At 73.0% G+C, this 25,828-nt stretch carries 27 protein-coding genes; 21 read left to right on the top strand and 6 right to left on the bottom strand.

Annotation, left to right across the window (positions count from 1 at the left end):
* Positions 1 to 8 precede the first annotated feature (8 nt).
* The 10 genes from C5508_RS03050 to C5508_RS03005 all read left to right on the top strand — a co-directional run bounded on the left by C5508_RS03050 (position 9) and on the right by C5508_RS03005 (position 8,622).
* Positions 9 to 1,142, top strand: coding sequence for an FAD-dependent monooxygenase (locus C5508_RS03050; RefSeq protein ID WP_104523483.1), 1,134 nt, complete (start codon positions 9 to 11; stop codon positions 1,140 to 1,142).
* 28 nt (positions 1,143 to 1,170) lie between these two features.
* A complete protein-coding gene (locus tag C5508_RS03045; RefSeq protein ID WP_104523482.1) occupies positions 1,171 to 2,109 on the top strand; it encodes a VOC family protein in 939 nt (312 codons plus the stop codon).
* Entirely contained in the window at positions 2,109 to 3,077 is a 969-nt protein-coding gene (locus tag C5508_RS03040; protein ID WP_104523481.1) for a fumarylacetoacetate hydrolase family protein, read from the top strand. Before C5508_RS03045 ends, C5508_RS03040 begins: the two co-directional genes overlap by 1 nt.
* Positions 3,074 to 3,814: an SDR family NAD(P)-dependent oxidoreductase gene (locus C5508_RS03035; RefSeq protein ID WP_104523480.1), complete on the top strand. Its 741-nt coding sequence runs from the start codon at positions 3,074 to 3,076 to the stop codon at positions 3,812 to 3,814. Before C5508_RS03040 ends, C5508_RS03035 begins: the two co-directional genes overlap by 4 nt.
* Positions 3,815 to 3,825: 11 nt before the next feature.
* Positions 3,826 to 5,010, top strand: coding sequence for an alpha/beta hydrolase family protein (locus C5508_RS03030; RefSeq protein ID WP_104523479.1), 1,185 nt, complete (start codon positions 3,826 to 3,828; stop codon positions 5,008 to 5,010).
* 107 nt (positions 5,011 to 5,117) lie between these two features.
* The gene (locus C5508_RS03025; protein WP_104523478.1) at positions 5,118 to 5,408 is read left to right on the top strand and encodes a putative quinol monooxygenase; all 291 of its coding nucleotides are present in this window, start codon (positions 5,118 to 5,120) and stop codon (positions 5,406 to 5,408) included.
* Between the two features lie 136 nt (positions 5,409 to 5,544).
* Positions 5,545 to 6,663, top strand: coding sequence for a 3-hydroxyacyl-CoA dehydrogenase family protein (locus C5508_RS03020; protein ID WP_198597819.1), 1,119 nt, complete (start codon positions 5,545 to 5,547; stop codon positions 6,661 to 6,663).
* The gene (locus tag C5508_RS03015) at positions 6,660 to 7,178 is read left to right on the top strand and encodes a nuclear transport factor 2 family protein (RefSeq protein ID WP_104523476.1); all 519 of its coding nucleotides are present in this window, start codon (positions 6,660 to 6,662) and stop codon (positions 7,176 to 7,178) included. The genes C5508_RS03020 and C5508_RS03015 overlap by 4 nt, the downstream gene beginning before the upstream one ends.
* A complete protein-coding gene (locus tag C5508_RS03010; protein ID WP_104523475.1) occupies positions 7,175 to 7,939 on the top strand; it encodes an enoyl-CoA hydratase/isomerase family protein in 765 nt (254 codons plus the stop codon). The genes C5508_RS03015 and C5508_RS03010 overlap by 4 nt, the downstream gene beginning before the upstream one ends.
* Entirely contained in the window at positions 7,936 to 8,622 is a 687-nt protein-coding gene (locus C5508_RS03005; protein WP_104523474.1) for an alpha/beta fold hydrolase, read from the top strand. The genes C5508_RS03010 and C5508_RS03005 overlap by 4 nt, the downstream gene beginning before the upstream one ends.
* Here C5508_RS03005 and C5508_RS03000 read toward each other — a convergent pair.
* The 5 genes from C5508_RS03000 to C5508_RS02980 all read right to left on the bottom strand — a co-directional run bounded on the left by C5508_RS03000 (position 8,615) and on the right by C5508_RS02980 (position 13,352).
* Positions 8,615 to 9,400, bottom strand: coding sequence for an SDR family oxidoreductase (locus C5508_RS03000; RefSeq protein ID WP_104523473.1), 786 nt, complete (start codon positions 9,398 to 9,400; stop codon positions 8,615 to 8,617). The genes C5508_RS03005 and C5508_RS03000 overlap by 8 nt on opposite strands.
* Positions 9,401 to 9,402: 2 nt before the next feature.
* Positions 9,403 to 10,338, bottom strand: coding sequence for a fumarylacetoacetate hydrolase family protein (locus tag C5508_RS02995; protein ID WP_104523472.1), 936 nt, complete (start codon positions 10,336 to 10,338; stop codon positions 9,403 to 9,405).
* 1 nt (position 10,339) lies between these two features.
* A complete protein-coding gene (locus C5508_RS02990; RefSeq protein WP_232796887.1) occupies positions 10,340 to 11,338 on the bottom strand; it encodes a cyclase family protein in 999 nt (332 codons plus the stop codon).
* The gene (locus C5508_RS02985) at positions 11,335 to 12,339 is read right to left on the bottom strand and encodes an amidohydrolase family protein (RefSeq protein WP_104523471.1); all 1,005 of its coding nucleotides are present in this window, start codon (positions 12,337 to 12,339) and stop codon (positions 11,335 to 11,337) included. The genes C5508_RS02990 and C5508_RS02985 overlap by 4 nt, the downstream gene beginning before the upstream one ends.
* 95 nt (positions 12,340 to 12,434) lie before the next feature.
* The gene (locus C5508_RS02980) at positions 12,435 to 13,352 is read right to left on the bottom strand and encodes a LysR family transcriptional regulator (protein ID WP_198597818.1); all 918 of its coding nucleotides are present in this window, start codon (positions 13,350 to 13,352) and stop codon (positions 12,435 to 12,437) included.
* 115 nt (positions 13,353 to 13,467) lie between these two features.
* Between C5508_RS02980 and C5508_RS02975 the strand changes: the two genes are divergently transcribed.
* The 5 genes from C5508_RS02975 to C5508_RS02955 all read left to right on the top strand — a co-directional run bounded on the left by C5508_RS02975 (position 13,468) and on the right by C5508_RS02955 (position 18,444).
* Positions 13,468 to 14,331, top strand: coding sequence for an ABC transporter ATP-binding protein (locus C5508_RS02975; RefSeq protein WP_198597817.1), 864 nt, complete (start codon positions 13,468 to 13,470; stop codon positions 14,329 to 14,331).
* Positions 14,328 to 15,077, top strand: a complete 750-nt coding sequence (locus C5508_RS02970) for an ABC transporter ATP-binding protein (protein ID WP_104523468.1) — start codon at positions 14,328 to 14,330, stop codon at positions 15,075 to 15,077. The genes C5508_RS02975 and C5508_RS02970 overlap by 4 nt, the downstream gene beginning before the upstream one ends.
* A gap of 73 nt (positions 15,078 to 15,150) precedes the next feature.
* Complete coding sequence (locus C5508_RS02965; RefSeq protein WP_157943930.1) at positions 15,151 to 16,032, top strand: branched-chain amino acid ABC transporter permease; 882 nt, start codon at positions 15,151 to 15,153, stop codon at positions 16,030 to 16,032.
* A complete protein-coding gene (locus C5508_RS02960; protein WP_104523466.1) occupies positions 16,032 to 17,114 on the top strand; it encodes a branched-chain amino acid ABC transporter permease in 1,083 nt (360 codons plus the stop codon). The genes C5508_RS02965 and C5508_RS02960 overlap by 1 nt, the downstream gene beginning before the upstream one ends.
* A 97-nt stretch (positions 17,115 to 17,211) precedes the next feature.
* A complete protein-coding gene (locus tag C5508_RS02955) occupies positions 17,212 to 18,444 on the top strand; it encodes an ABC transporter substrate-binding protein (protein ID WP_104523465.1) in 1,233 nt (410 codons plus the stop codon).
* A gap of 49 nt (positions 18,445 to 18,493) precedes the next feature.
* On the opposite strand, the gene C5508_RS19395 is transcribed toward C5508_RS02955, so the two are convergent.
* The gene (locus tag C5508_RS19395) at positions 18,494 to 19,450 is read right to left on the bottom strand and encodes a LysR family transcriptional regulator (protein ID WP_198597816.1); all 957 of its coding nucleotides are present in this window, start codon (positions 19,448 to 19,450) and stop codon (positions 18,494 to 18,496) included.
* Positions 19,451 to 19,571: 121 nt separating this feature from the next.
* Here C5508_RS19395 and C5508_RS02935 point away from each other — a divergent pair, with 121 nt between their 5' ends.
* From C5508_RS02935 to C5508_RS02910, 6 genes are all read left to right on the top strand, one after another.
* Positions 19,572 to 20,573, top strand: a complete 1,002-nt coding sequence (locus C5508_RS02935; protein ID WP_104523461.1) for a C-terminal binding protein — start codon at positions 19,572 to 19,574, stop codon at positions 20,571 to 20,573.
* Positions 20,570 to 21,562: a phosphotransferase family protein gene (locus tag C5508_RS02930; RefSeq protein ID WP_104523459.1), complete on the top strand. Its 993-nt coding sequence runs from the start codon at positions 20,570 to 20,572 to the stop codon at positions 21,560 to 21,562. The genes C5508_RS02935 and C5508_RS02930 overlap by 4 nt, the downstream gene beginning before the upstream one ends.
* A complete protein-coding gene (gene eno, locus C5508_RS02925; RefSeq protein ID WP_104523457.1) occupies positions 21,559 to 22,854 on the top strand; it encodes a phosphopyruvate hydratase in 1,296 nt (431 codons plus the stop codon). The genes C5508_RS02930 and eno overlap by 4 nt, the downstream gene beginning before the upstream one ends.
* A gap of 8 nt (positions 22,855 to 22,862) precedes the next feature.
* Positions 22,863 to 23,837, top strand: a complete 975-nt coding sequence (locus tag C5508_RS02920) for a fumarylacetoacetate hydrolase family protein (RefSeq protein WP_104523455.1) — start codon at positions 22,863 to 22,865, stop codon at positions 23,835 to 23,837.
* The gene (locus C5508_RS02915; RefSeq protein ID WP_157943926.1) at positions 23,834 to 24,772 is read left to right on the top strand and encodes a flavin reductase family protein; all 939 of its coding nucleotides are present in this window, start codon (positions 23,834 to 23,836) and stop codon (positions 24,770 to 24,772) included. Before C5508_RS02920 ends, C5508_RS02915 begins: the two co-directional genes overlap by 4 nt.
* Before the next feature lie 114 nt (positions 24,773 to 24,886).
* Positions 24,887 to 25,816 (top strand): VOC family protein, encoded by a 930-nt coding sequence (locus C5508_RS02910; protein ID WP_104523451.1) that lies wholly within the window; start codon positions 24,887 to 24,889, stop codon positions 25,814 to 25,816.
* Positions 25,817 to 25,828: the final 12 nt, after the last annotated feature.

Here is a 25,828-nt window from a genome sequence, read left to right as displayed (position 1 = left end):
GAGTCCTCATGTCTGCGGTGAACACCGTCCTGGTCGTCGGAGGGGGGACCGCCGGCGCCGCCGCGGCGATCCTGCTCGCCGACGCCGGCGTCAGCGTCGAGCTGGCCGAGATCAAGCCCGACGTGACCGCGCTGGGCTCCGGCATCACGCTGCAGGGCAACGCCGTGCGCGTGCTGCGGGAGCTCGGCGTCCTGGAGGAGTGCCGCGCCGAGGGCTGGGAGGCCGAGGGCCTGGTGCTCCGGGCCCCGTTCGACCCGGAGGCGAAGGTCGTGGCCTTCCTGCCGAACCACCGGTCCGGTGGCCCGGACCTGCCCTCCAGCATGGGGATGTACCGGCCCGCCCTCGCCCGGATCCTCGTGGGCCGGGCGGAGCGGGCGGGCGTCAAGCTGCGTTTCTCCACGACGATCCAGGAGCTGGAGCAGGACGACGACGGCGTCGACGTGCGCTTCACCGACGGCTCCACCGGGCGCTACGACCTGGTCATCGGCGCGGACGGCGTCCGTTCCTGGACCCGCCGCATGCTGCAGATCCCGCTGGAGACCCGGTCGGTCGGCATGGGCATCTGGCGGGTCTTCGCCCCCCGGCCCGCCGAGGTGGAGAACTCGGAGTTCTTCTACGGCGGCCCCTGCTACATCGCCGGCTACACGCCCACCGGTCAGGACTCCCTCTACGCCGTGCTGGTCGAGGACGCGCAGGACCGCACCACGCTCGGCCCGGAGGAGAAGGTGGCCCTGGTCCGGCAGCTGTCCGAGGCCTACCACGGGCCGTGGGACGAGATCCGGGAGTCGATCACCGACCCGGAGACCATCCACTACACGTGGTTCGAGGAGCACCTGCTCGACGAGCCCTGGCACCGCGGGCGGGTCGTCCTCATCGGCGACGCCGTCCACACCTGCCCGCCCACCCTCGCGCAGGGCGGGGCCCAGGCGCTGGAGGACGCGTCGGTCCTCGCGGAGATGCTCATCGGCGCCGACACCCTCGACGACGAGCTGCTCACCGCATTCACCACCCGCCGCCACGACCGCGTCCAGGCGGTCGTCGACGCCTCCCTGCAGCTCGCCCGGTGGCAGCTCGCCCACGAGCAGGGCGACGTCCCCGCCCTGATGGGCCGCATCGCCGCACTCACCAGCCAGCCCGCCTGAACCCTCGTCCACCACTCTGGAGACCCCGATGACCCAGCGACTGATCACCCACCTACGGCACGTCGACCTGGCCGTGCCGGACTTCGCCACGCAGCTCGACTTCTACGCCGGCATCTGGGGCCTGAAGCCCGAGCACACCGACACGGGGCTGGCCTTCCTGGCCGCCGAGGGTTCGCCGGAGCAGTACATCGTCCGGCTGCGCCAGGCGGCCGACAAGCGGATCGACCTCATCTCGTTCGGCGCCGCGAACGCCGCCGACGTCGACACCCTGGCCGGGCGGCTGGCCGCCGACGGTGTGCAGCTGATCGGCGAGCCCGGTGCGCTGCAGACCCCCGGTGGCGGCTACGGCTTCCGGTTCTTCGACAACGAGGGCCGCACGATCGAGGTCAGCTCCGACGTCGAGGTGCGGCAGCACCGCACCATCGAGGAGGGCGAGTCGATCCCCGTCCGCCTCTCCCACGTCGTCCTCAACTCGGCCGACCCCGAGGGCACCGTCGCCTTCTACGAGAAGCACCTCGCCTTCGCGCTGTCGGACACCCTGATGCACCCGCACATGGGCAAGATGATGTATTTCATGCGGACCAACGCCTGGCACCACAGCATGGCGATCGCCAAAGGCCCGCACCCCTCGCTCCACCACGCCTCGTTCGAGATGCGCGGCCTGGACGAGTACATGCGCGGTACCGGCCGGTTGCTGCGCGCGGGCGTCGAGAAGGTGTGGGGGCCCGGGCGGCACAAGGCCGGCAACAACACCTTCAGCTACTTCCTCGACCCGCACGGCAACACGGTCGAGTACACGACCGAGCTGGAGACCATCGACGAGGACACCTGGCACCCGTCCCTCCACGACATCACCGACCCGATGACCGCCGACCAGTGGGGCACGGCGAACGCGATGAACGAGTTCGTCGCGAAGAAGTCGTTCAACGACCCGGACAAGGGTCTGTTCGTCGCTCCCCCGGTCTGATGCGGTTCGCCACCTGGGAGGCGGCCGGTCGCATCGCTGCCGGCGTCGTCAGCGATGCCGGGCTCCACGAACTCCCCGCGCGGGCGACGGTGCTCGACCTCGTCCGCGCGGGGCTCCCAGCCGCGCTCGAGGCCGGTGCCGCAGCGCTCGAGGGACCGGCGGTGCCGGTGGACTCGGTGCGCTTGCTCCCGCCGCTGACCGCGCCCACCGTCCGCGACTTCGTCGCCTTCGAGGAGCACGTCGAAGGTGTGCGGAAGGCCATCGACGGCGTGGCCGGGGTGGTCCAGGAGTGGTACCAGGCGCCCACCTTCTACTTCACCAACCCCTACGCGCTGGTCGGCGCGCACGACGACGTCGCCGTCCCGCCCGGGTCGCAGCGCTTCGACTTCGAGCTCGAGGTCGCCGTGGTGATCGGGAAGGACGGGGCCTCGCTGACGCCCGAGGAGGCCCGGGAGCACGTCTTCGGCTACTCGGTCCTCAACGACTGGTCGGCCCGAGATCTGCAGGCCCGCGAGATGAAGGTCAGCCTCGGCCCGGCCAAGGGCAAGGACTCGGCCACCACCCTGGGTCCGTGGCTGGTGACCGCCGACGAGCTCGCGCCCTACCGCGACGCCGACGGCTTCCTCGCGCTGGACATGCGGGTGTCGGTCAACGGCGTCGAGATCGGGCAGGACCTGCTGTCGAACATGGGCTGGCCGTTCGAGGAGCTGATCTCCTACGCCTCGCGCGGCACGGAGGTCCGGGCCGGCGACGTGCTCGGCTCGGGCACCTGCGGCAACGGCGGCTGCCTGGCCGAGCTGTGGGGACGGCACGGGGACCAGGCCCCTCCCCCGCTGGTCCCCGGCGACGTCGTGGAGATGACCGTCGAGGGCATCGGCACGATCCGCAACCGCGTCGTCCCCGGGCTCGACCTGCCCCCGGTCCGCCCCGCCCGGCAGCGGTCGCGAGCCCGGACCCGGCCGTCGTGACGGTCACCGGGAAGGTCGTCGTCGTCACCGGAGCGGGCCAGGGCCAGGGCGCCGCGGAGGCCCGGCTGCTCGCGGCCGAGGGCGCCACCGTTCTCGGCTGCGACCTGACCCCCGAGCCGGTCGAGGCGCTGCCCGGGGTCGAGTACCGGCAGCTCGACGTCACCGACGCCGCGGCCTGGGCGGCACTGGCCGCCGGCCTCGGCAGGGTGGACGGTCTGGTCGCCAACGCCGGGATCACCTGGCGGGCGCGGTTGGGCGAGCTCGACCCGGCCGACCTGGCGCGGGTGGCCGAGGTCAACGTCACCGGCACCCTCCTGGGCATCCAGGCGCTGACGCCGCTGATGACCGGCGGCGGCTCGGTGGTCGTCGTCGGCTCGGTCGCCGCGCTGACCGGGCACTTCCCGGTCGCCTACACGGCGAGCAAGTGGGCCCTGCGCGGGCTGGCCAAGGCCGCGTGCCTGGAGCTCGGACCGCGCGGCATCCGGGTCAACACGGTGCATCCGGGCTACATCGAGACGCCGATGACCGCCTCGGCGGCGCCCGCCTTCCGGGCGGCCAACCTCGCCGAGACACCGCTCGGCCGCACCGGCACCGTCGAGGAGGTGGCTCCGCTGATCGCGTTCCTGCTCAGCGACGCCGCCTCCTTCATCACCGGCGCCGAGATCCCCGTCGACGGCGGCCTGACCGCCCACGGCGGCGTGAAATCGATCAGCGACGCCGTCCGCACGTCCATTTGAGAGGAAAGCCCTTGTTCGAGTACTTCCCCACCGGCCCCTACACCTGGAACCTCGGCATCCTCGGAGCACTGAACTCCGGTGGCCTCATCGACGAGGTGGACCGCGCCTGCCGGCCGATCAAGGACGCCGCCAACGCCGGCGAGGACGCCGGCACGCGGGACTTCCTCCGCGCCTGGACGGCCCTCACCGACCAGCTCGTCGGGCAGGCCGAGGACGCGGAGAAGGCCGGCCACACCCGCACCGCCGGCCAGCTGTACTTCCGCGCCAGCAACTATCTCGCCCAGGCCGAGCGGATGATCGCCCACTCCGACCCCGACCGGGTGCCGACCTACCGGCGGATGCTGGAGATCGCCCAGAAGGCGTTCGACACGCACAGCCCTCGGGTCTCCCGGGTCGAGATCCCCTACGAGGGGACGACGCTGCCCGCGTACTTCAGCCAGGCGCTGGCCACGGACGACGGGCCCGCCCCGGTGATCATCCTCGTGAACGGCCTGGACTCCACCAAGGAGCACATGTACGCCTCGAACCACTGGGAGGAGCTGGCCGCCCGTGGCATCTCGTGCCTGATGCTCGACCAGCCGGGAACCGGTGAGTCGCTGCGCCTGCAGGGGATCACCGCCCGCATCGACGCCGAGGTGTGGGCCGGCGCGGCCGTCGACTTCCTCGAGACGCGCGCCGACGTGGACGCCGCCCGGATCGGCATCGTCGGCTGGTCGCTGGGCGGCTACTACTCCCCCCGCGCAGCGGCCTTCGAGAAGCGGCTCGCGCTCTGCGTCGCCTGGGGCGCGAACCACAACTGGGGCGCGGTGCAGCGCCGCCGCAAGGAGCGCGAGGGCGAGCGCCCGGTCCCCCACTACTGGGAGCACGTGCTCTGGGTGTGGGGGCAGGAGGGCGACGAGAACGACCTCGACGCGTTCCTCGACTTCGCCGACGGCGTCCACCTCGACGGCGTCGTCGAGAACATCACAGTGCCGTTCCTCATCGCCCACGGCGCCAACGACCGGCAGATCCCGGTCGAGTACGCCCACCGCTCCTACGACCAGGCGGTCAACTCCCCCAAGCGCGAGCTGCGCGTCTTCACCCCGGAGGAGGGCGCGACCGAGCACATCGGCCTCGACCACCTGCCGTATGTGAGCACCTTCGTCGCCGACTGGGTCGCCGACACCTTCGCCGAACTGGCGGACGCCCGGTCCTGAAAGAGGTCGCCCTGCACACGGGCCGGACGGCGGGGACGGTGGCACGTGCCGGGATCCCCGCCGTCCGTTCCGGGCGGCTCACCGCTCACCGAGAGGACGGACGAGGAATGGCATACGTCGTACGGGCCACGTGGACGGCGACCCCGGAGACCGTCGCTGACGTCCGCTCCGCCCTCGCCGAACTCGGGCCGCTGTCCCGGCAGGAGCCGGGCTGCCGCCTGTGGATCGCGCACCAGGATCCCCAGCAGCCGCTGGTCTTCGAGCTCTTCGAGCTGTACGACGACGCCGAGGCCTACCGCGCGCACGGGACGTCGGACCACTTCCAGCGCATCGCCGTACCCACCATCCCGCTGCTGGCCGACCGGGTGCGCGCTTTCTCGGAGACGCTCGACCTCTGAGCGCGCGGTCATGGATTCTGCGAATGGCTGCACATGGGCAGGAGTCATTTCCGGACGGCACCGCGGGCGCCCAGACTCGACCGCGGCAGTGGCGCCGCTCAGCGGGATGCGGCGCGCCGACGCACCAGGAGGCACCGTGACCGTCGCCGCACCGTCGTCACCGGACGTGCTGGCGGTGCTCACCGGCCTGCTGCGCGACGCCGCGCTGCTGGTCGAGCGCGGAACCGCGACACCGGCCGACGTCGACACCGCGATGCGCCTGGGCGCCGGCCACCCTGCCGGGCCGATCGAGGTCCTGTCGGCGCTTCCGCCGGAGGACCGGGACCGGCTGGACGTCGTCCGCCCCGCGGAGCCGACCGGCACGACGGTGACCGACGAGGCGACCGCCGGTGCGTGGACGGGTCCGGTCGGCGTCGTCGGCACCGGCCACATGGCCGTCGGCATCGTGGAGGCGGTCGCCCGGAGCGGCCGGCCGGTGCAGGTGCTCGCCCGCACGTCGGCGTCCGGTGCCCGGCTCCTCGGCACGCTCGGCAGGAGCCTCGACCGGGCCGTGTCCCGCGGTCGCCTGGACGAGGCCGGCCGGCAGGACGTCCTGGACCGGGTGTCGGTCACCGAGGACCCGGCCGGCCTGACGGGCACCGACGTCGTGATCGAGGCGGTGGCCGAGGACCTGGACGTCAAGGCGGCGGTCGTCGGTGCCCTCGACGGGGCGTTGCCGAGCTCCGTGCCGCTGGCCACGAACACGTCGTCGTTCCGCGTCTCGGACCTGCGGCCGTTCGTCGGAGGCGAGCGTCCGGTGCTGGCGCTGCACTTCTTCAACCCGGCACAGGTCATGAAGCTCGTCGAGGTGGTGGTGCCCGACGACGTCGAGGCCGCCGACGGGCTCAGGGCAGCCGCGACCGCATGGGCCCGCGAGATCGGGAAGACGCCGATCCGCTGCGCCGACTCCCGCGGCTTCGTCGTCAACCGACTGCTCATCCCCTTCCTCAACGACGCGGTACGGCTGCACGAGAGCGGCGTGCCCGTCGAGGAGGTCGACGCGCTCCTCACCGAGGGCGCCGGGCACCCGATGGGCCCGCTCGCGCTCGTCGACCTCATCGGTCTGGACGTCACCGTCGCGGCTCTGGAGTCGATGGCCGCCGTCGAGGACGACCCGCGCATCGCCCCGGCGGAGGCACTGCACAACCTGGTCGCCGCCGGACGGCTCGGCCGCAAGACCGGCGGCGGCTTCCACAGCTACGAGAGGACCCGATGACGATCCTGGCCGACCCGCGGACCGCGGCCGACTCGACCGCGGCCTGGACCGCCCTGATCAGCCGGTACTACGACGGCTGCAGCGCCGGCGACGTCGACCTGATGCTCTCGACGCTGCACCCGGACGTCGTGCACTGGTTCCTCGCCCCCAACACCGGGTCGAGGCCGGTCCAGGGCGCGGAGCACCTGGCCCGCTACTGGCGCAAGGTCACCGGCATGCTGCAGGCGCGCTGGGTGGTCGACAGCATCTGCGCCACCCCCGAGCAGGCAGTCATCGAGTGGACCATGTGGTGGCTGCCCGAGGGCGCCTCCGAGCGGGTCGCGACCCGCGGCGCGGAGTGGTTCACCGGGCAGGACGGGCTGATCCACGAGATCCGGTCGTACTACCAGATGCGGCCGCAGACGACGGAGCTCGACGGCTTCCCCTACGCCGACCGCGGCTACTCGGTGCCCGGCGCCGAGCGCAGCAGCATCCACCCCGACGCCGAGCAGTACGGACCAGGAGGCACCGCGTGAGCGCCGTCGAGACCACCCGGGAGGGCGCGGTCGCGACCGTCGCCCTGAACCGCCCCGACAAGCTCAACGCCCTGGACCGGCCCACCCGCTGGGAGCTCATCGGCGCGCTGCGCGAGGTGGCCGCCGACGCGGGCGTCCGCGCGGTCGTGCTGACCGGCACCGGTCGCGCCTTCAGCGTGGGGCAGGACCTGGCCGCGGTGGAGGAGCTCGAGCACGCCGACGAGACGGTGGCGGGCTCCTACAACCCGCTCGCCCAGACGATCGCCGACATGCCCAAGCCGGTGATCGCCGCGGTCAACGGCCTGGCCGTGGGCGCGGGCATGGGCCTGGCCCTCTCCTGCGATCTGCGCCTGGCCGCCGACACCGCGTCCTTCGCCTGCGCGTTCGGCAAGGTCGGCCTCGTGCCCGACACCGCCGTCTCCTGGTACCTCGTGCGAGAACTGGGCTACGCCCGCGCCTTCTGGCTGGCCGCCAGCGGGCGGTCGATCCCCGCGGCCGAGGCCTCCCAGCTGGGGCTGCTGAACGAGGTCGTGCCGGCCGACGAGCTGACCGGCCGGGCGCACGCCCTGGCCGAGCTGCTCGCATCGGGGCCGGCGCACGCGCTCGCCCTCACCAAGCGCCAGTTCCGGGCGGTGAGCGAAGTGAGCTTCGAGGCGGCGCTGGCCATCGAGGCCCGCCACCAGGGCGACGCGGGCGGGCACCCGGACCACCTCGAGGGCCGGACCGCGTTCGCCGAGAAGCGCGCGCCCCGCTGGGCATGACCGCGCCGGGCGCCGTCCTGGTGCACGGTCTCTGGCACGGTGCGTGGTGCTGGGACGGCGTCCGCGCCGCCCTGGCCGCCCGCGGGATCGACAGCGTCGCGGTCGAGCTCCCGCTCACCGACCTGGCCGAGGACACGGGGGTGACCCAGGAGGCGCTGGACGCCTTCGGCCGCCCCGCCGTCCTGGTCGGGCACTCCTACGGTGGCGCGGTGATCACGGCGGCCGGCAGGCACCCGCTGGTCCGCGAGCTCGTGTACGTCGCCGCCTACCAGCTGGACGAGGGCGAGTCGGTCAGCCGGCCGGGGGCAGTCGCCGGGCTGCCCGACACCCGGCTCGGCGAGGCGCTGCGGGTGACCGCGGACCAGGTGGCCCTCGACCCGGACCTCGGCGCCCAGCTGCTGTACGGCGACGCGCTCCCCGAGGTGGCCGCGGTCGCCACCGCCCGCCTGCGGCCGGTGGGCCGGAACGTCTTCCGCGGCGTGCCCGAGGGCATCGCCTGGCGCAGCGTCCCCTCGACCTACGTCGTGTGCGCCGGCGACGAGGTCGTGCACCCCGACCGGCAGCGCGCGATGGCACAGCGCGCCACCCGAGTCCTCGAGTGGCCCGGCGGCCACAGCCCGGCCGCCACCCGCCCCGGAGCCGTCGCCGACCTGGTGGCCGAGCGGGTCCGGGCCGTCAGCTGACGGTCTTCCGCACCAGCTTCCGGACCCCGGCCAGCCAGCGGTCGGGGTCGGCGGCCTTCTGCGCCCAGTAGGTGCCGACCTCGGGATGCGGGAGGATCAGGAACCGCTCGTCGGCGACCCCCTCGGCGACCGTCCGCGCGACCTCTTCGGGCGTGAGCACGGTGCCGGAGGCCGCGACCACCGAGGCGGCCGAGCTGCCCTCCTCGAGCGGGTCGAGGAGCAGCGGGGTCGCCACGCCCAGGGGGCAGACGGCACTGACCCTGATCCCGCGGTCGCCGTAGGTCACGGCCAGCCACTCGGCGAAGGCCACCGCGCCGTGCTTGGACACCGTGTACGGGGCGTCGCCGGGGGTGGTGAGCAGGCCCGCCGCGGAGGCGACGTTGAGCAGGTAGCCGCTGCCCCGCGCGAGCATCGAGGGGAGGACGGCGCGCGCCGCGTGCACGTGCGCGAGGACGTTGACCGCGAACACCTGCTCCCAGACCGCGGTCGGGGTCTCCACTCCCCCACCGGAGAACACCCCGGCGTTGGAGCAGAACAGGTCGATCCGACCGTGCGCGGCCAGCGTGCGCTCGACGAGCGCGGTGACCGCCGACTCGTCGGTCACGTCGGTGGTGTCCGCCGTCCCGCCGATCTCCCCGGCCACCCGCCGCGCGGCTTCGCCGTCCCGGTCGCTGACCACCACGGCCGCGGCGCCCTCGGCGGCGAACCGCCGGGCGAGCGCCGCACCGATCCCACTGCCCGCGCCGGTGACGACGACGACGGCGTCCTTCAGCTCCATGCTCAGGCCTCCGGCCGGATCCGGCGCCGGCCCGACGGGATCTCCACGGGCTCGGGGCCGGGCACGAGCCGGTTCTCGATGTACCCCAGCTGCTCGACCTCGATGCGGACGACGTCCCCGGGAGCCAGCCAGCCGGGGGCGGTGTCCGGGTTGGACCGCTTGATCTCGGCGAGGCAGCCGGTGCCGCAGGTGCCGGAGCCCATGACGTCACCGGGGCGGACGACGGTGCCGCGCGAGGCGTAGGCGACCAGCTCGGCGAACGACCAGGCCATGTTGGAGGTGACGTCACCGCCGGTGCGCACCCCGTTCAGCGAGACCTCGGTGCGCAGGGCCAGGCGCCCGTCCTGGACGTGATCGGCGAGCTCGTCGGCGGTCACCAGCCACGGCCCCAGGGTGATGGCGGCGTCCTTCGACTTCGACGGGCCCATGGGGAACTTGAACTCGTGCACCTGCAGGTCGCGGGCGGACCAGTCGTTGAAGATCGTGTACCCGAGGATCGAGTTCGCGGCCTGGGCCGGAGTGAGGTCCGAGCCCGCGCGGCCGACGACGACGCCCACCTCGAGCTCGTAGTCCAGCTGCGTGGCCAGCGGAGGGATGCGCACCTCGTCGTAGGGGCCGGTGATCGACGCCGGGTTGGAGAAGTAGAACAGCGGCTTCTCGTACCACTCGTCGGGCACGCTGCCGGCCAGCTCGGCCAGGTGCGCCTCGTAGGTCAGGAAGTCGCGCACGCTGGGCGGCTCGAGCAGCGGGCCGAACGGGGCGTCCGGCACCGGCACGGCGTCCCCGGAGCGGACCCGGCGGGCGACGTCGGCCAGCGCCTCGTCTCCTCCCCGGATGACGTCGAGCAGCGTCGGGCCGGCGTCGAGGAGCCGGATCACGTCGCCGTCGAGGAGGCCGACGCGAGGGCCGTCGCCGGTCCGCAGGGTGGTCAGGCGCACGTCACTTCACCGCCACGGGGTTGACCGGCGACCCGACGGCACGGGTGAAGGGCAGCGGCTGCGCAGCGAGGAGGAACTCGTACACGCCGTCCTCGGCGCAGTCGGCGGCCAGGCCGTCCAGGTCCCACATCTCCCCCAGAAGCAGGCCGATGTGCGGCAGCGCCACCTGGTGCAGCGGCTGCATCGCGCCCGGCCACTCGTTGGGCCGCACCTCCGCGCCCCAGGTGTCGGTGGCCAGCGCGGCGATCTCGGAGGAGTGCAGCCAGCCCGCCGTCTCGAACGAGAGCCCCGGCGCCGGCCCCCCGGCGTAGGAGCCCCAGCCCTCGCCCGCGGCCAGCCGACGGCGGACGCGGGCCAGCTGGCCGGTCCGGACCAGCACGATGTCGCCCCGTCCGACCCGGGAGGTCTCCCCCTGCCGGCGGATCGTCTCCTCGAGGTCTGCACTGGTGATCGGGCAGCCGTCGGGCAGCTCCCCGTCGTCCCCGAGCGCGCGGCCGACGTCGAGCAGCACACCGCGACCGACCACGGGCGCGGCCAGGTGCTCGATGCCGGTGGCGAAGTCGCCCTCGCTGGTCACGACCTCGCGGGCCACCCGGCCGTTCCAGGCCACACCGTGGTCGAAGACGTGGCCGAGGCCGTCCCACTGCGTCGAGCACTGCAGCGGCATGAAGACCGAGTCGTCGGCGACCGAGAGGCCGTGCGGGAGACCCATCTGCTCGGCGGTGTCCATGCCCGTGGAGGTCATGACCCGCACCGGGTTCACCCGGCGCTTCCAGCCGAACTGCGGGCCGTCCTCGTCGAAGGGCAGCGACAGGCTGAACGAGTCCCCCCTGCGCACGAGACCCGCAGCAGCGGCGCGCTTCGCGGCGTCGAGGAGGTTCACCGTGCCGAGCGCGTCATCGGCGCCCCACCGGTTCCAGTTGCTGAACCGCTTCGCCGAGTCGGCGATGGCGGCCTCGGGATCCGGTCCGAAGTTCGCCGTGATGTCGTAACCGTTCACGAGTCCAGTCCTAGGAGTCGGGCGGCGTTGCCGCCGCGGATGGCGTCGGTGGTGGCGGGGTCTAAGCCGGCTGCTTCCAGCCGGTCGACCGGGTCGTCGACACCCATGTCGAAGGGGTAGTCGCTGCCGAGCGTCACCTGGCCGGGCCCCATGACCGAGACCAGGTGGCGCAGCTGCTCGGGCGTGTAGACGAGCGAATCGATGAAGGTGCGGCGGAGCAGTGCGCTGGGCGGCTGCTCCGTCGTGTGGGCGTCAGCTCGAGCGGCCCAGGCGTGGTCCGCGCGGACGACGTAGCTGGCGAGGTAGCCGCCGCCGTGGGCCGACCAGACCTTGAGCCCCGGGTGACGCTCCAGGAGGCCCGAGAAGACCAGGCGCGACAGGGCCAGCGCCGTCTCGGTCGGGTTCCCGACGCTATTGAACAGGTAGTAGGCGTTCAGCCGCTCGCCGAGCGTGCAGCCCCACGGATGGATGAGCACGGCGGTGTCCAGCTCCTCGGCGGCGGCCCAGAAGTCGGCCAGGGACGGGTCGTCCAGCTCCCGTCCGGGACCGGCCGCGGTCGAGATCTGCACGCCGCGCATGCCGAGGTCGCGCACCGCCGTCTCCAGCTGGCCGACGGCCAGGTCGGGGTGCTGCAGGGAGACGGTCCCGATCGGCAGCAGCCGGTCCGGCTGCTTCGCGCACGTCTGGACGATGCCCTCGTTGGTCGCGGCGACGAGCCGTGCCGCCAGGTCCCGATCGGCCCAGGCGTGCGGCAACGGGGTGGCACTGACCGCTTGCACGTCGATCCGTGCCGCGTCCATCGCGGCGAGCCGCAGGTCGAGGTCGGTCAGCTTCGGGGCGAGTTCGGCGATGTGTCGCATGTTGTAGGCGAGCGACTCGGGGCCGAGCGTGGCGGCGTCCACCCCGCGTTGCTGCGCCAGACCCGGCTGCCCTTCCAGGAGGGCGTCGGCCGCGGGGACGGCGGCATGGGCGTGGACGTCGATGGCAGGTACGTCGGGCAAGCGTCCACTCCTCGTGTGACGGCGATGGCACAGCGGCTCTCAGCATCGGCGGTCGCACTCGGGAGCGGAACCACGGATTCGGTATGGCGTGCCATTCACGGCACGGATGGATCCGTCGTTGCCGTCGTGTCGACGCCGAGAACCAGCCGGCGCAACCACTGGTGGGCCGGGTCCCGCTGGGCCGACCGGTGCCAGTACAGGCTCTCGACCAGCGGCTCCGGGAGGAAGGGCACCTCGAGGACCCGCACCGCGTAGCCGGGCCGCAGCCGCGCGGCCAGGCTGGCCGGAAGGAACCCGATCCGCTCGGTGCCCTCGACGAGTGCCGGCACCGCGGAGAACGACTCGGCGTTGACCGATCCGGTCGCGGTGATGCCGCGGACGGTCAGCAGGCGCTCGATGTGCGCACCGGAGCCGAGGTCGTGGAAGAGGCCGACGAGGGAGCGCCCATGGAGGTCGGACTCCTCGAGCCGATCCCCTGCGTGCTGCGCATCGACGACCGCGACCCACGGCTCGCTGGACAGCGGCTCGCTCGGGTACCCGTTCAGGAATGCTCGGGGGGCCAGCAGGAGGTCGACGCGGCGCATCACCGCCTCGCTGTCCCGCACGAAGCCGTGGTCGATCTGCACCAGGTCGACCACCACCCGCGGCGCGACCTGCCCGAGATCGCGGAGCCGCTCGGCGATCAAGGTCATGCCGTAGTCGCTGGCCGCGATGCGGAACACCTGGGCCGCGGTCGACGGGTCGAAGGACGCCTGGATGCGCAGGGCCCGTTCCACCATCCCGAGCGCGGGCTCCACGGCGTGCTGCAACTCCCGCGCCACGGGGGTCAGCGTCAGGCCGCGCCCCTCGCGGACCAGGAGGTCGTCGCCGAACTGCCGGCGAAGGCGGGCCAGCGCATTGCTCATCGCCGGCTGGCTCAGCCCGACCAGCTGCGCAGCCCGCGTGACGTTCCGCTCCTGCAGCAACGCGCGCAGCGAGACGAGCAGATTCAGGTCCACTCCAGCCAGGTTCATGCGGTCCTCCCTCGTGGTGGTGTCGCGCACCGTACCGTCGCCATTCACCGGCTGAATGCTTCGCATCCGGAGGAACCATTTCTCGTGTGACCTGACCCACTCCACACTCGCCGCTGTGACCCAAGCACTCTCACCGGATCGCTCCGCGACCGACGCCGCGGGCGGCGCTCCACCTGCCCTCGTGGCGCGCGGTGTCGGCCTGTCGTTCGCCGGACTGCGCGCCCTCGACGATCTGGTGTTCGAGATCGCGGCCGGAGGCACCTCGGCCGTGATCGGCCCCAACGGAGCCGGAAAGACCACGCTGTTCAACTGCATCAGCGGCCTCTACCGGTACGAGGGCGAGCTGACCCTCCACGGCCGTCCGCTCGGCAGGCTCCGCCCGCACCAGCGCGCCCGACTGGGCATCGCCCGCACGTTCCAGACCCCGGCGCTGCTGGACGGCGAGTCGGCCCTGCAGAACGTCGCTCTCGGCGCGGTGGCGCACAGCCGTGTCGGCGTCCTGCACTCCATGCTCGCCACGCCCCGCCGTCGGCAGGAGGAGCGCGAGACCCTCGAGCGCGCGTTCGCGGTGCTGGACCGGTTCGGGATCGCGGCGCTCGCCGACCGCCCGGTCGCCGGACTGGCCCACGGCGACCGCCGGCGGGTCGAGGTCGCCCGCGCGTTGATGAGCACGCCCAGCCTGCTGATGCTCGACGAGCCGGCTGCCGGCCTCGGCGCCGAGGAGGCGCGGGACCTGCTGGCCGAGGTCGAGGCACACGCCGGCGCGGACACCACCGTCCTCCTGGTCGAGCACGACGTCGCCCTGGTGATGTCGGTGGCCCGCCGGGTCGTCGTCCTCGACTCCGGCCGGTTGCTGGCCGTCGGGACCCCCGACGAGGTGCGTGCCGACCCCCGCGTGGTCGCGGCGTATCTCGGCGCGGACGACGTGGACGAGCCGTCGCCCGAGCGTCTTCACGCAGTCTCCGAGGACTCGGCATGACCGGCCTGCTCGAGGTCACGGGGCTCACCGCCGGGTACGGCGGTGTTCGGGTCCTCCACAGCATGGACCTCACCGTCGCGGAGAACGAGATCGTCGCGGTCCTGGGCGCGAACGGCGCCGGCAAGACGACGCTGCTGCGAGCCCTGTCGGGCACGGTCAAGGCGGGTGGCGGGATCTCGTTCGCCGGCCGCGCGCTGAACGGGACGAGCGCGGCGCGCATCGCCCGCAGCGGGCTGGGCCACGTGCCCCAGGGCCGCGGCACCTTCACCGCCCTCACGGTCGAGGAGAACGTCCGGCTCGGCGTCATCTCCCGTCCGGCGTCGACCCGAGCCCAGGCCGACGGCGACCTCGATCGCATCTACGACACCTTTCCGGTCCTCCGCGAGATGCGCCGCCGCCCGGCGGGTGCGCTCTCCGGCGGCCAGCAGCAGATGCTGGCCCTTGCCCGGGCGCTCATGGCCCGGCCGCGGCTGCTGCTCATCGACGAGCCGTCGCTGGGCCTTGCGCCGCTGACCTCGGCGGACATGTTCTCCGTCCTCGCCCGCCTGCGCGAGGAGTGGTCGCTGTCGGTCCTGCTCGCCGAGCAGAACGCACGCGCCTCCCTGAAGGTGGCCGACCGCGGCATCGTCCTGGCCCGCGGTCGGGTCGTGGCCGCTGCGCCCGCCGCCGAGCTCGCCGCCGACGCCGGCCTGCGCGCCGCCTACCTCGGCGAATCACCCGACGGTCTCACGGGGGTGTCCTCATGACCGAGCTCGCGAGGTCATGGAGCAGCACAGCACCGTCGGTCATGCGTCCGACGAGCCCCAGCGAGGAGGGGGCATGACCGAACTGCTGCAGCAGACCGTGTCGGGGCTGACGACGGGGCTGGTCTACGCCGCCTTGGCGCTGGCCATCGCGCTGGTCTTCCAGGGCACGGGGACGCTCAACTTCGCCCAGGGCGAGTTCGCCACGCTGGCGGCCTTCGTGTCCTTCGCCCTCAGCACGGCCGGGCTCTCGTGGTGGCTGATCGTCCCGCTGCTGGTGGTCCTGGCCTTCGTGTTCGGCGCCGGAGTCGAGCGGCTGCTCGTGCGGCCGGTCGAGGGCAGCGGCCCGCTGGCGCTGCTGACGGTCACCGCCGCCCTGCTGCTCGGCAGCAACGCCGTCGTGGCACTGATCTGGGGCACCGACGTCCGCTCGATGGCCAGCCCCTTCGGCGGGGCCGTCTACCACGTCGGCCCGCTGACGTTCACGGCTCAGGCCATCGGCGGCGGGGCGCTGGTCCTGCTGGCGATGCTCCTCTGCGGGCTGATCTTCCGGTTCACACCGCTGGGGCTGCGGCTCCGCGCCGTGGCCGACAACCCCGACTCGGCCCGCCTGCTGGGCATCTCCACCGGGGTGATGCTGGCTGTCGGCTGGGGCATCGCCGCCGCCGTCGGCGCCGTCGCCGGACTGGTGGCGGCACCCACGCTCGGCCTGTCGCCGGAGCTCATGACCAACGCGCTGCTGCTCGCCCTGGCGGCGGTGACGCTCGGCGGCTTCTCCAGCCGGCTGGGCGCGGTCGTGGGCGGCCTGCTGATCGGCGTCCTGTCCAACCTGGCCAGCCGGTACGTCCCCGGCATCGGAGGTGACCTGCAGTTGGTGGTTCCGTTCGCCGTCATCTTCCTGGTGCTGCTCGTCCGGCCCCAGGGTCTGTTCGGCCGCGCGTCGACGGTGCGTGCCTGATGGCCACGTCGATCTCCGGTCCCCCGACCCGCACCGAGGGGGCGGCGCCCACGCCGACCCCGACGGCCGCGCCGGCGCTGGCCGAGCTCCGCCCGATGTGGCGACGGCCGGTCACCTGGGCGTGGACTGCGCTCTTCGTCGTCGCACTCGTCGTGCCGTTCCTGATCAGCGACTACGACCTGTTCAAGGCCACTCGCGTGCTGACGATCGCGATCGCGGTGGCCGGACTGAACCTGCTCATCGGCCGAGCCGGACAGATCAGCGCCGGCCACGGCGCCCTCTACGGCCTCGGTGCCTACACCGCGATGATCCTCGTCAAGGAGCTCGGCTGGGCATGGCCCGGTGCTGTCCTGGCGGCTGTGGTGGTCTCGGGAGCGGCCGGCTGGTTGATCGGCCTGCCGGCACTGAGGGTGCGCGGGCTCAACCTGGGCCTGCTCACCATCGCCATCGCCGCGATCTTCCCCCTGCTGCTGTCCCGCTTCGAGGGCCTCACCGGCGGCACGATCGGGCTGCAGCTGGCCGGCTCTCCCATCACGCCGCCGGCGGCGCTGGCCCTCACGCCGGAGCAGTTCCAGTTCCTGCTGCTGGTCGTCGTCCTGGCCGTGGTCCTCGTGCTGCTGCGCAACCTGACCACGGGGCCGATGGGCCGGGCGGTCGAGGCGCTGCGGGTCAACCCGCTCATGGCACGGTCGGAAGGCGTCGACGTCAACCGGCTGACGCTGACGATGTTCGCGATCAGCAGTGCCGTCGCCGGGCTGGGCGGCGCTCTCGGCGGTCTGGTCCTGGCCTCGACGGTGCCCGACAGCTACTCGATGTTCTTCTCGCTGACACTGCTGTCGGCCTGCGTCGTGGGCGGGTCCCGCACGTGGGCGGGCTCCCTGGTCGGGTCGGCGTTCATCGTCTACCTGCCCGACGTGATCAGTCAGCAGATCGGCTCGACGACGGGCGGCCAGTGGTCGCAGCTGGTCTACGCCGTCGCCCTGCTCCTGACCCTGTTCTTCCTCCCGGCCGGCGTCGCCGGCGGGGCCGGACGGTGGCTCGCCCGCCTCACCCGAAGGCTCCGCAGGCGCTCGCACGCCTGACCACCGAGGACTGCACCACCCCGTTCCGCCGGGGGCCGGCGACCGCCGTCCCCTCCCGTCCCGCACTGCGCCGTCGCAGTGGAGAGCGAGGTCCCCCATGTCCGTTGCCCCTGGCCCGATCCCGCGACGCGTGGTCGTCGCGCTGGCCGCCGGCAGCCTGCTGCTGACCGCCGCCTGCAGTGGCCGCGCCGATGAGTCGTCCGGATCCGGAGCCGGCTCGAACACCGGCTCCGACGAGCCGATCGTCGTCGGGATGAGCTTCCCGCTCAGCGGGCCGCTGTCCGGAGCCGCAGCGGTCGCCGACGGTGCCGCCGCCTACTTCGAGCGGATCAACGCCGAGGGCGGCGTCGGGGGCCGGGAGATCGACTACCAGGTCCTCGACGACGCCTACGACCCGGCGCGGCAGGCGGAGAACGCCCGGCAGCTCGTCGACCAGGAAGATGCCGGCATCGTCCTCACGTTCGGCGGCATCTCCTCGGCCACGGCGCCCTACCTGAACGGGCAGAAGGTGGCGCACGTCGCCTTCGGCACCCAGGCGGCCCTGTCCGACACCGACGCCACGCCGTACACGCGCGGCTGGTTCCCGGACGGCAGCTGGGAGGGGCAGGTCGTCGCGCAGCACATCCAGGACGAGCAGCCGGATGCGTCGGTCGGCGTGCTCGGCATCGCCAACGACCTCACCACCAGCCAGGTGGACGGCATGGCGGCGGCCGGGCTCACGCCGGACAAGGTGCTGACCGTTCCCCCGGGCGTGGTCGACCTGACCAGCCAGCTCAACGAGCTGCGGGCCGCCGGCGTGGACACGCTGTTCCTCGCCGTCGTCGGCCCGGCCCAGCCGGCCACCCTGCGCACGATGGCCAACATCGGTTACCAGCCGACCACCTACCTGTACAGCGCCGCGTCGGACCTCGCGACGTCCGTCGGCCCAGCCGGCCCGGAGAACGCGACGGACGCCTTCACGGCGCAGTACTTCAAGGACCCGGCCGACCCGAGGTGGGCCGACGACGAGGGCGTGCAGGCCTTCAAGGAGGACATCGCCGAGTACGGCGACGAGGCGAACGCCGACTCCTACCTCGCCATCGAGGGATACGGGGCCGCCGCAGCCATCGTCGCTGCGCTCGAGGACTCCGGCGGTGAGGGCGGCGACGCCTTCACCGAGGCGTGGGACTCGATCGACGGCATCGACAACCCCGCGATCCTGCCCGACATGCAGCTGTCTGCAGGCCCCGGCAGCCGCCTGGTGCACCAGTACCGGGTCCTGCAGTTCGATGGGACGAGCTGGCAGGACGCCGGCGACGTCGTCGACGCGGACGACCTCGCGCAGGGCTGAGCCACCGGCGCCCACCCACCCGGCGACACCGGGTGGGTGGGCGCCGCCCTCACGGCTGCACGGGCGGCGGCGCTCCCGTCGGGACCGGGTACCCGGACTCCGACTCGGCGACGGTGACCAGTTGCTCGCGGAGCCAGACGTGTCCCGGGTCGCGGTCGCGGCGAGAGTGCCAGAACGCCGACTGCCGCAAGGGCTGGAGCTCCATCTCCGGCTCCAGGAGCCGGATGTCGGCCGCTGCGGCCACCCGGCGAGCCAGCCGCTCCGGCAGCACGGCGACCAGGTCGGTGCCGGCGAGCATGAACGGCATGGGGACGAAGCCGCCGGCGGTGGCGGCCACGCGCCGGGGGCAGTCCGCCGCGTCGAGCTCCTCCTCCACGATCGACCGCCGGCCCTCGATCAGGTACTCGAGGTAGGGCGAGCCGGCCAGCAGCTCCGCGGTCAGCCGGTCCCCCGCCGTCGGATGCTCCGTCCAGACCGCGCCGACGAACCGGTCCTCGATGACGGGGATCCGGGAGCAGTCCGGCAGCGAGCGCTCGTCGACGATGCGGTCGGGCAGGATCGCCAGGTCGATCTCGTCCCGCTGCAGGGCGTCGATGTACCGCCCGCTGACCGGGGTAGCGTCGACACGGAGCCCCGTGGCGAGGCCGCCGAGGCGGGCGATGAGCGGCCGCACCAGCGTCACGCCCACGTAGTCGCTGCCGACGACGGAGAACCGGCGGGTGTCGGCCGTGGGGTCGAACGTGGGCGGCCGGACGATCGTCTGCTCGATGGTCGTCAGCACCTCCCGTACCGGCTCGATGAGCGATTCGGCGCGCGGGGTGAGCTCCAGGTACCGACCGTTCTTGTAGAGCAACTCGTCGCCCAGCACCCGGCGCAGCCGAGCCAGAGCGGTGCTCGTCGCCGGTTGGGACAGGTACAGGCTCTCCGCCGCCCGCGTCACGTTCTTCTCCCGCAGGAGTGCGTCGAGCACCACCAGCAGATTCAGATCCACCTGCCCCAGCTTCACGGGCTCTCCTCGGTAGCGGTCGTGACGGCCATCACGACGGTGGATCGCAGCCAACCATGCTGTGCATTTCCGGACGACGGAGGTCCTCCCTAGCGTCGGGTGCACTCGACGAGGAGGTGCGATGTCCGACGTCCGCATGCGTGTGCTGGTCACCGATGTCGCATGGCCGACCACCGACGTGGAACGCGACGTGCTGGCCGCAGCGGGCGCCGACCTGGTGCTTGCCCCCAGTGGCGACCCGGCGGAGCTGGCGCGCCTCGCGGCCGACGCCGACGCGATCCTCACCTGCTTCGCGAAGATTTCCGCTGAGATCCTCGACGCCGCACCCCGCTGTCGCACCGTGGCCCGGTACGGCGTCGGCGTCGACAACATCGACGTCGCCCGCGCCACCGAACTCGGCATGGTCGTGAGCAACGTGCCGGTCTACTGCGTCGACGAGGTGGCCGACTCGGCCCTGTTGGGGATCCTCGCCCTCGCCCGTCGGTTGCTGCCCCTGAACCGCGACATCGTGCGTGGTGGCTGGGGCCGGGACGTGCCCGGTGCCGGGACGCGGCTGCGCGGCAAGGTCCTGGGCCTGGTCGGTCTCGGCGTGATCGGCTCGGCACTGGCCGCCCGCGCCCAGGCGCTGGGTCTGGAGGTCATCGCGTACGACCTGTCGGGGCGCCCCGTGCCCGGGGTCCGTGTCGTGAGCTCGCTGGACGACGTCCTCGCCGAGGCGGACGCCGTCTCGCTGCACGTCCCGCTCACCCCGGCCACCCACCACCTGATCGGCGCCGAGCAGCTGCGGCTCATGAAGCCCACCGCGTGGCTGGTCAACACCGCACGCGGTCCGCTCATCGACAACGAGGCACTGCTCGCCGCCCTTGACGCCGGCGAGATCGCCGGGGCGGCGCTCGACGTGACCGACCCGGAGCCACTGCCGGCCGACCATCCCCTGCGCACGCGCGACGACGTCGTCCTGACCCCGCACACGGCCTTCTCCTCCGACGGCTCCCTGGCCGAGCTCGCCACCAAGGCGGCCACGAACGTCGTGGACGTGCTGCAGGGGCGGGTTCCCGCCACCGTGGTCAACCCGCAGGTGCTCAGCAGCCCGGCCCTCCGCGGCGGGCTGGAGCCCCGGTGACCGCGGCCGCGACCTACGACACCGCCGCGCTGACCGCCCACCTGGTCGCGCGGGGACTGACCACTTCGCCGGCCGGCGTGGAGATCCACCCGCTGGCCGGTGGGGTCTCCAATGACGTCGTCGCGGTGCGGGCGCCCGGCCTCGACGCGGTCGTCAAGCAGGCGCTGAGCCGGCTCCGGGTCGCCGAGGAGTGGCTGGCCGACCCGGCGCGCCTGGACACCGAGGGCCGGGCCCTGCGGCTGGCCGGCCGCATCGCGCCCGGCTCCGCGCCCGAGGTGTTCGACCTCGCCGACGGCTACCTGGTCATCGAGCGGGCGCCTGACGGCTGGGTGCCGTGGAAGCAGCAGCTGCTCGAGGGCACGGCCGCCCCGGCCGTCGCCGCACGCCTCGGCACGGTGCTGGGCGCGTACCAGGGGGCCACCGCCGGTTCCGACGACGTGTTCCGGGAGTTCGACGACGTCACGGCCTTCGGCCAACTCCGCGTCGACCCGTTCCACCGCACGGTCGCCGCCCGGCACCCCGACCTCGCCGAGGCAATCGGGCAAACGGTCGACGTCATGGCGGCCTCCCGGGTCTGCCTCGTGCACGGGGACTACACCCCCAAGAACGTCCTGGTCGATCCGGACGGCGAGGGGCTGTGGGTCATCGACTGGGAGGTCGCGCACGTCGGCGACCCCACGTTCGACCCGGCCTGGACGATCGGCCACCTGCTGCTCAAGACGGTGCACCGCCCGCCCTCGGCGGCCGACTACGCCGTGGCCGGGCAGGCCTTCCTGACCGCCTTCACCGAGTCGCTGGACGGCGCGGTCCCCATCGATCCCGCACAGCTCGTGCGCCAGACGGGCTGCCTCCTGCTGGCCCGCGTCGACGGCAAGAGCCCGGCCGACTACCTCACCGCCGACGAGCGCCCGCGCGTGCGCGACCTCGCCCGCCGACTGCTCCTCGATCCGCCCGCAACCATCACCGACGCCTGGGAGCTGCTCGCATGAGCGACACCACCATCACCGGCCTGCTCGCCTGGGAGGCCCTGGACTCCCGCGGCAAGCCCACGGTCGGCTGCGAGGTGCGCCTGGACGGCGGCGCCACAGGCAGGGCGACCGTCCCGTCCGGTGCCTCAACCGGCACGCACGAGGCCCGGGAGCTGCGCGACGGGGACGCCCGCTACGGCGGCCAGGGGGTCCGCCGGGCGGTGGCCAACGTGACCGGCGAGATCGCCGACGCCGTCCGCGGGCTGGACGGCACGGACCAGGCGGCGCTCGACCGCACGCTGCGCGACCTCGACGGCACGGCCGATCTCGGACGGCTGGGCGCCAACGCGGCGCTCGCCGTCTCCGTCGCGACCGCGGTGGCCGGCGCCGCCGCCCGCGGCCTGCCGCTGCACGAGGCGGTGGCCGACGAGGGCGCCGCTCCCCTGCTGCCGCTGCCGATGGTCAACAGCATCTCCGGCGGCGCCCACTCCGGCCGGTCGATCGACGTGCAGGATTTCCTGGCCGTGCCGATCGGAGCCGGCTCGTTCGCCGACGCGATCGAGTGGGCGTCCCGGGTGCGGGCCGGTACCGCCGAGGAGCTGGTCTCGCGCGGCCTGCCGGTCGCCCTGGTCGCCGACGAGGGTGGCCTCGGGCCGCTGCTGCCGACCAACCGGTCGGCGCTCGACGTGCTCGTGGCCGGGATCGAGCGGGCCGGACTGCGGCCCGGCGACGACGTGGGGATCGCGATCGACGTCGCCGCCACCCAGTTCGTGCGGGACGACGGCCGCTACGTGCTCGCGGCCGAGGACCGCGAGCTCACCGCCGACGAGCTGGTGGAGGAGCTGGCCGCCTGGTGCGCCGCCTACCCCATCGTGTCGCTCGAGGACGCCCTCGCCGAGGACGACTGGGCGGGCTGGCGCACCGCCACCCAGCGGCTGGCCGGACGGCAACTGCTGGGCGACGACCTGTTCGTGACCAACCCCGAGCGCCTCCAGCGCGGCATCGACGAGAACGTCGCGAACGCGGTGCTGGTGAAGCCCAACCAGATCGGCACGCTGGACACCGCCCGCTCCGTCGTCCGCACCGCGCACGCCGCCGGGTACGCCACGGTGCTGTCGGCCCGGTCCGGTGAGACCGAGGACGACTGGCTGGCCGACCTCGCCGTCGGCTGGCGTACCGGGCAGATCAAGGTCGGGTCGACCGCCCGCTCCGAGCGCACCGCCAAGTGGAACCGCCTGCTCCGCCTGGAGAGCGAGCTCGGCGACCGCGCCGAGTACGCGGGCCGGGCCGCCCTCCCCCACGCACAGAGATGAGCACCAGCATGACGCGATCCGTCGACGGATACGCACTGGGCCGGTTCGACGACGGGGCGGGCCCGTTCACCGGCCTCGTCGTCGGGAACCGGGTTCTCCGGCTGCAGGACGACGGCCTGGTCACGGGCCCGGCTACCTACCAGGCGCTGCTCGACGAGTGGCCGGCCGTCGCCCCGCGCCTGCGCGCTCTGGTGGGCCAGCTCGGCGCGGCCGACGGGGTGCCGATCGCCGACCTGGCCGTGCTCGCGCCCGTCGAGCCACGGCAGGTGTTCCAGGCCGGCGCCAACTACCGCTCGCACGTGGCTGAGATCATCGTGTCCTCGAAGGCTGCTGACGACCCGCGGACGGAGGAGGAGCTGCGCCGGCACGCGGAGTCCGTCATGGACGAGACCGCCCGCACCGGCAGCCCGTTCGTCTTCGTCTCCCTGCCCAGCGCGATCTGCGGGCCGGACGACGACGTCGTGCTCCCCCGGGAGGCGGAGAGGGTCGACTGGGAGGCCGAGCTGGCCGTGGTCATCGGCCGTCGGACCCACAAGGTGTCGCGGGGCCGGGCGATGGAGCACGTCGCCGGGTTCACCGTCTGCAACGACGTCAGCGCCCGCGATCTGCAGTTCCCTCCGCAGCACAAGGCGCTCGGCGGGGACTGGCTGCGGGCCAAGAGCCGCCCCACCTTCCTGCCGACCGGGCCGTTCTTCGTACCGGCCGACCAGGTGCCCGATCACCGGCACCTGCGGATCACCTTCGACCTCGACGGCGAGCGCAAGCAGGACGACGTCCCGGCCAACATGCTGTTCGACGTCCCGAGCCTGATCGCTTCCGTGTCCGCGGCCGCCGTCCTGCTGCCCGGCGATCTGCTCCTCACCGGCAGCCCGGCCGGCAACGGCGGCCACTGGAAGCGGTGGCTGCAGCCGGGCGACGTCATGGAGGCCGCGATCGAGGGGCTGGGCGCCCAGCGCAACCGCTGCGTGGCCGAGGAGGGGTGAGTTCCCCGCCGGTCGACCGCGGCCGGGACGTCACGGTCCTCGCCGTCGGCCCGGTCGCCGACCGCATCGTCGAGGTCGTCCTCGGGCCGGCGGACGACGCACCCCTCCCCCGCTGGGCACCGGGCGCACACGTGGACGTCGTCCTGCCGACCGGCATCGCACGGCCCTACTCGCTCGCCGGGGATCCGGCCGACGCCCGGTCGTGGCGGTTGCTGGTCGCCCGCTCGGCGCCCGGGGACGCGTCCGCCCACGTCCACGACGAGCTGCGCCCCGGGGACCGGCTGCGGGTACGGGGACCGCGCCACCTCTTCGCCCTCGGCGGGGGCGCCCGCTACCTCTTCCTCGGCTCCGGCTCCGGCATCGCGCCGCTGCTACCGATGGCCCGGTGGGTCTCTGCCGCCCGGATCCATCCGTGGGCGCTCGTGCACGTCGACCGCTCCGCGCGTCACCGGGTGCTCCAGGAGGAGGTCGCCGCCCTGGGGGCGGGCGCACGGACCGTGGACACCGCCGACGACGCCCTCGCGGCCCTGGCGGACGCAGCACCGGGGACGGCCGTCTACGCGGCGGGCAGCAGCTCCTTCGTCGACGCCGTGGCCGACGCCGCTCCCGAGCACGTAGCGCTGAACCGGCAGCGGTTCGACGCTCCCGTCGGGGTGTCGGGTGCAGCCCGTCCCTTCGAGCTGGTGCTCAGCCGGCGCGGAGAGCGGGTCCGCGTCGAGGCAGGGATGCCGCTCCTGACGGCTCTGCACCAGGCCGGGGTCGACGTGCCGGTCTCCTGTGGCGCCGGCATCTGCGGCGCCTGCGTCGTCGGTGTGCTCGAGGGTGCCGTCGAGCACCGTGACTCGATCCTGACCGGCGCGGAGCAGGCAGCCGGTTCCCGCATCGTCACCTGCGTCTCCACCGCGGCCGTCGACCGCCTCGTCCTCGACGTGTGACGTGGCTCATGCGCCCGATGGATCGGAGCGATAGCAACGAAGCATTTCCGCCGAGCTCGCGCAGTTCCTAGCGTCCTTTTCGACAGGAGTCCCGCGTCACACCGAGGAGCAGCCATGAAGGGCCACATCGCCAAGCTGGGCTACGTGGGCGTCCAGACGCCCCGCTACGAGGAGTTCCGGACCTGGGGCCCGGAGGTGCTGGGCTGCATGGTGGGTCCGGACGGCGAGGACGGCGCGGTCCGCCTCAAGATCGACGACGCCGACTACCGGCTCTCCTTCCACCCCGGGGACGACTACCGCTTCCTCTACGCCGGCTGGGAGGTCCTCAACCACCGCGATCTCGACGCGGCAGTCAAGCGGCTCGAGGACAACGGGGCGAAGCCGCGGTACGCCGACAAGGCGCTGGCCGAGAAGCGTGGCGTCGACGTCCTGGTCCAGTTCGAGGACCCGTTCGGCCAGCCGCAGGAGCTGTTCTGCTACCAGGAGTCGAACTACCACTTCTGGCACCCGCCGCGCCCGCACGCCGGCTTCGTGACGCAGCAGCAGGGCCTCGGGCACGTCGTCTTCGCCGTGCCGGACGCCCGCAAGGCCGTGGACTTCTACATCGACGCCCTGGGGTTCATCCCCAGCGAGGTCCTGAAGATGAACGAGCCGCTCGGCGAGATGTGGTTCCTGCGGGTCAACCCGCGCCACCACAGCGTCGCGTTCCTCGAGGTGCCCAACTCGCTCGGCCTGCACCACGTCTTCCTGGAGTCGGTGGACCTCAATGACGTCGGCTACTCGTACTACGACGTCCTGGGCGGCGACGCCAACCCCGATCTGCAGATGGCCTTCGGCCGGCACATCGGCGACCAGGTCGTCTCCTACTACATCCACACCCCCGGCGGCTTCATGATCGAGTACGGCTGGGGCGGCGCGGCGATCGACGAGATGGACAAGCGCTCGCCGAACAACCTCAACTTCCGCAACGGCAAGCGGCAGGAGCTGTGGGGCCACAAGTTCCGCTTCCAGCCCAATGAGGCCGTCCACCCCTTCCAGCCCTGACGGGTCCCCGCA

This window comes from Blastococcus atacamensis (assembly GCF_002938425.1).
Taxonomy (GTDB): Bacteria; Actinomycetota; Actinomycetes; order Mycobacteriales; family Geodermatophilaceae; genus Blastococcus; species Blastococcus atacamensis.
This window is presented reverse-complemented; position numbering and strand designations above follow the sequence as displayed.

Bases quoted from the DNA above. Each gene is read 5' to 3' on its own strand.
- C5508_RS03050 (WP_104523483.1), top strand. From the start codon at position 9: ATGTCTGCGGTGAACACCGTCCTGGTCGTCGGAGGGGGGACCGCCGGC.
- C5508_RS03045 (WP_104523482.1), top strand. From the start codon at position 1,171: ATGACCCAGCGACTGATCACCCACCTACGGCACGTCGACCTGGCCGTG.
- C5508_RS03040 (WP_104523481.1), top strand. From the start codon at position 2,109: ATGCGGTTCGCCACCTGGGAGGCGGCCGGTCGCATCGCTGCCGGCGTC.
- C5508_RS03025 (WP_104523478.1), top strand. From the start codon at position 5,118: ATGGCATACGTCGTACGGGCCACGTGGACGGCGACCCCGGAGACCGTC.
- C5508_RS03015 (WP_104523476.1), top strand. From the start codon at position 6,660: ATGACGATCCTGGCCGACCCGCGGACCGCGGCCGACTCGACCGCGGCC.
- C5508_RS03005 (WP_104523474.1), top strand. From the start codon at position 7,936: ATGACCGCGCCGGGCGCCGTCCTGGTGCACGGTCTCTGGCACGGTGCG.
- C5508_RS03000 (WP_104523473.1), bottom strand. From the start codon at position 9,400: ATGGAGCTGAAGGACGCCGTCGTCGTCGTCACCGGCGCGGGCAGTGGG.
- C5508_RS02980 (WP_198597818.1), bottom strand. From the start codon at position 13,352: ATGAACCTGGCTGGAGTGGACCTGAATCTGCTCGTCTCGCTGCGCGCG.
- C5508_RS02970 (WP_104523468.1), top strand. From the start codon at position 14,328: ATGACCGGCCTGCTCGAGGTCACGGGGCTCACCGCCGGGTACGGCGGT.
- C5508_RS02965 (WP_157943930.1), top strand. From the start codon at position 15,151: ATGACCGAACTGCTGCAGCAGACCGTGTCGGGGCTGACGACGGGGCTG.
- C5508_RS02960 (WP_104523466.1), top strand. From the start codon at position 16,032: ATGGCCACGTCGATCTCCGGTCCCCCGACCCGCACCGAGGGGGCGGCG.
- C5508_RS02955 (WP_104523465.1), top strand. From the start codon at position 17,212: ATGTCCGTTGCCCCTGGCCCGATCCCGCGACGCGTGGTCGTCGCGCTG.
- C5508_RS02935 (WP_104523461.1), top strand. From the start codon at position 19,572: ATGTCCGACGTCCGCATGCGTGTGCTGGTCACCGATGTCGCATGGCCG.
- eno (WP_104523457.1), top strand. From the start codon at position 21,559: ATGAGCGACACCACCATCACCGGCCTGCTCGCCTGGGAGGCCCTGGAC.
- C5508_RS02920 (WP_104523455.1), top strand. From the start codon at position 22,863: ATGACGCGATCCGTCGACGGATACGCACTGGGCCGGTTCGACGACGGG.
- C5508_RS02910 (WP_104523451.1), top strand. From the start codon at position 24,887: ATGAAGGGCCACATCGCCAAGCTGGGCTACGTGGGCGTCCAGACGCCC.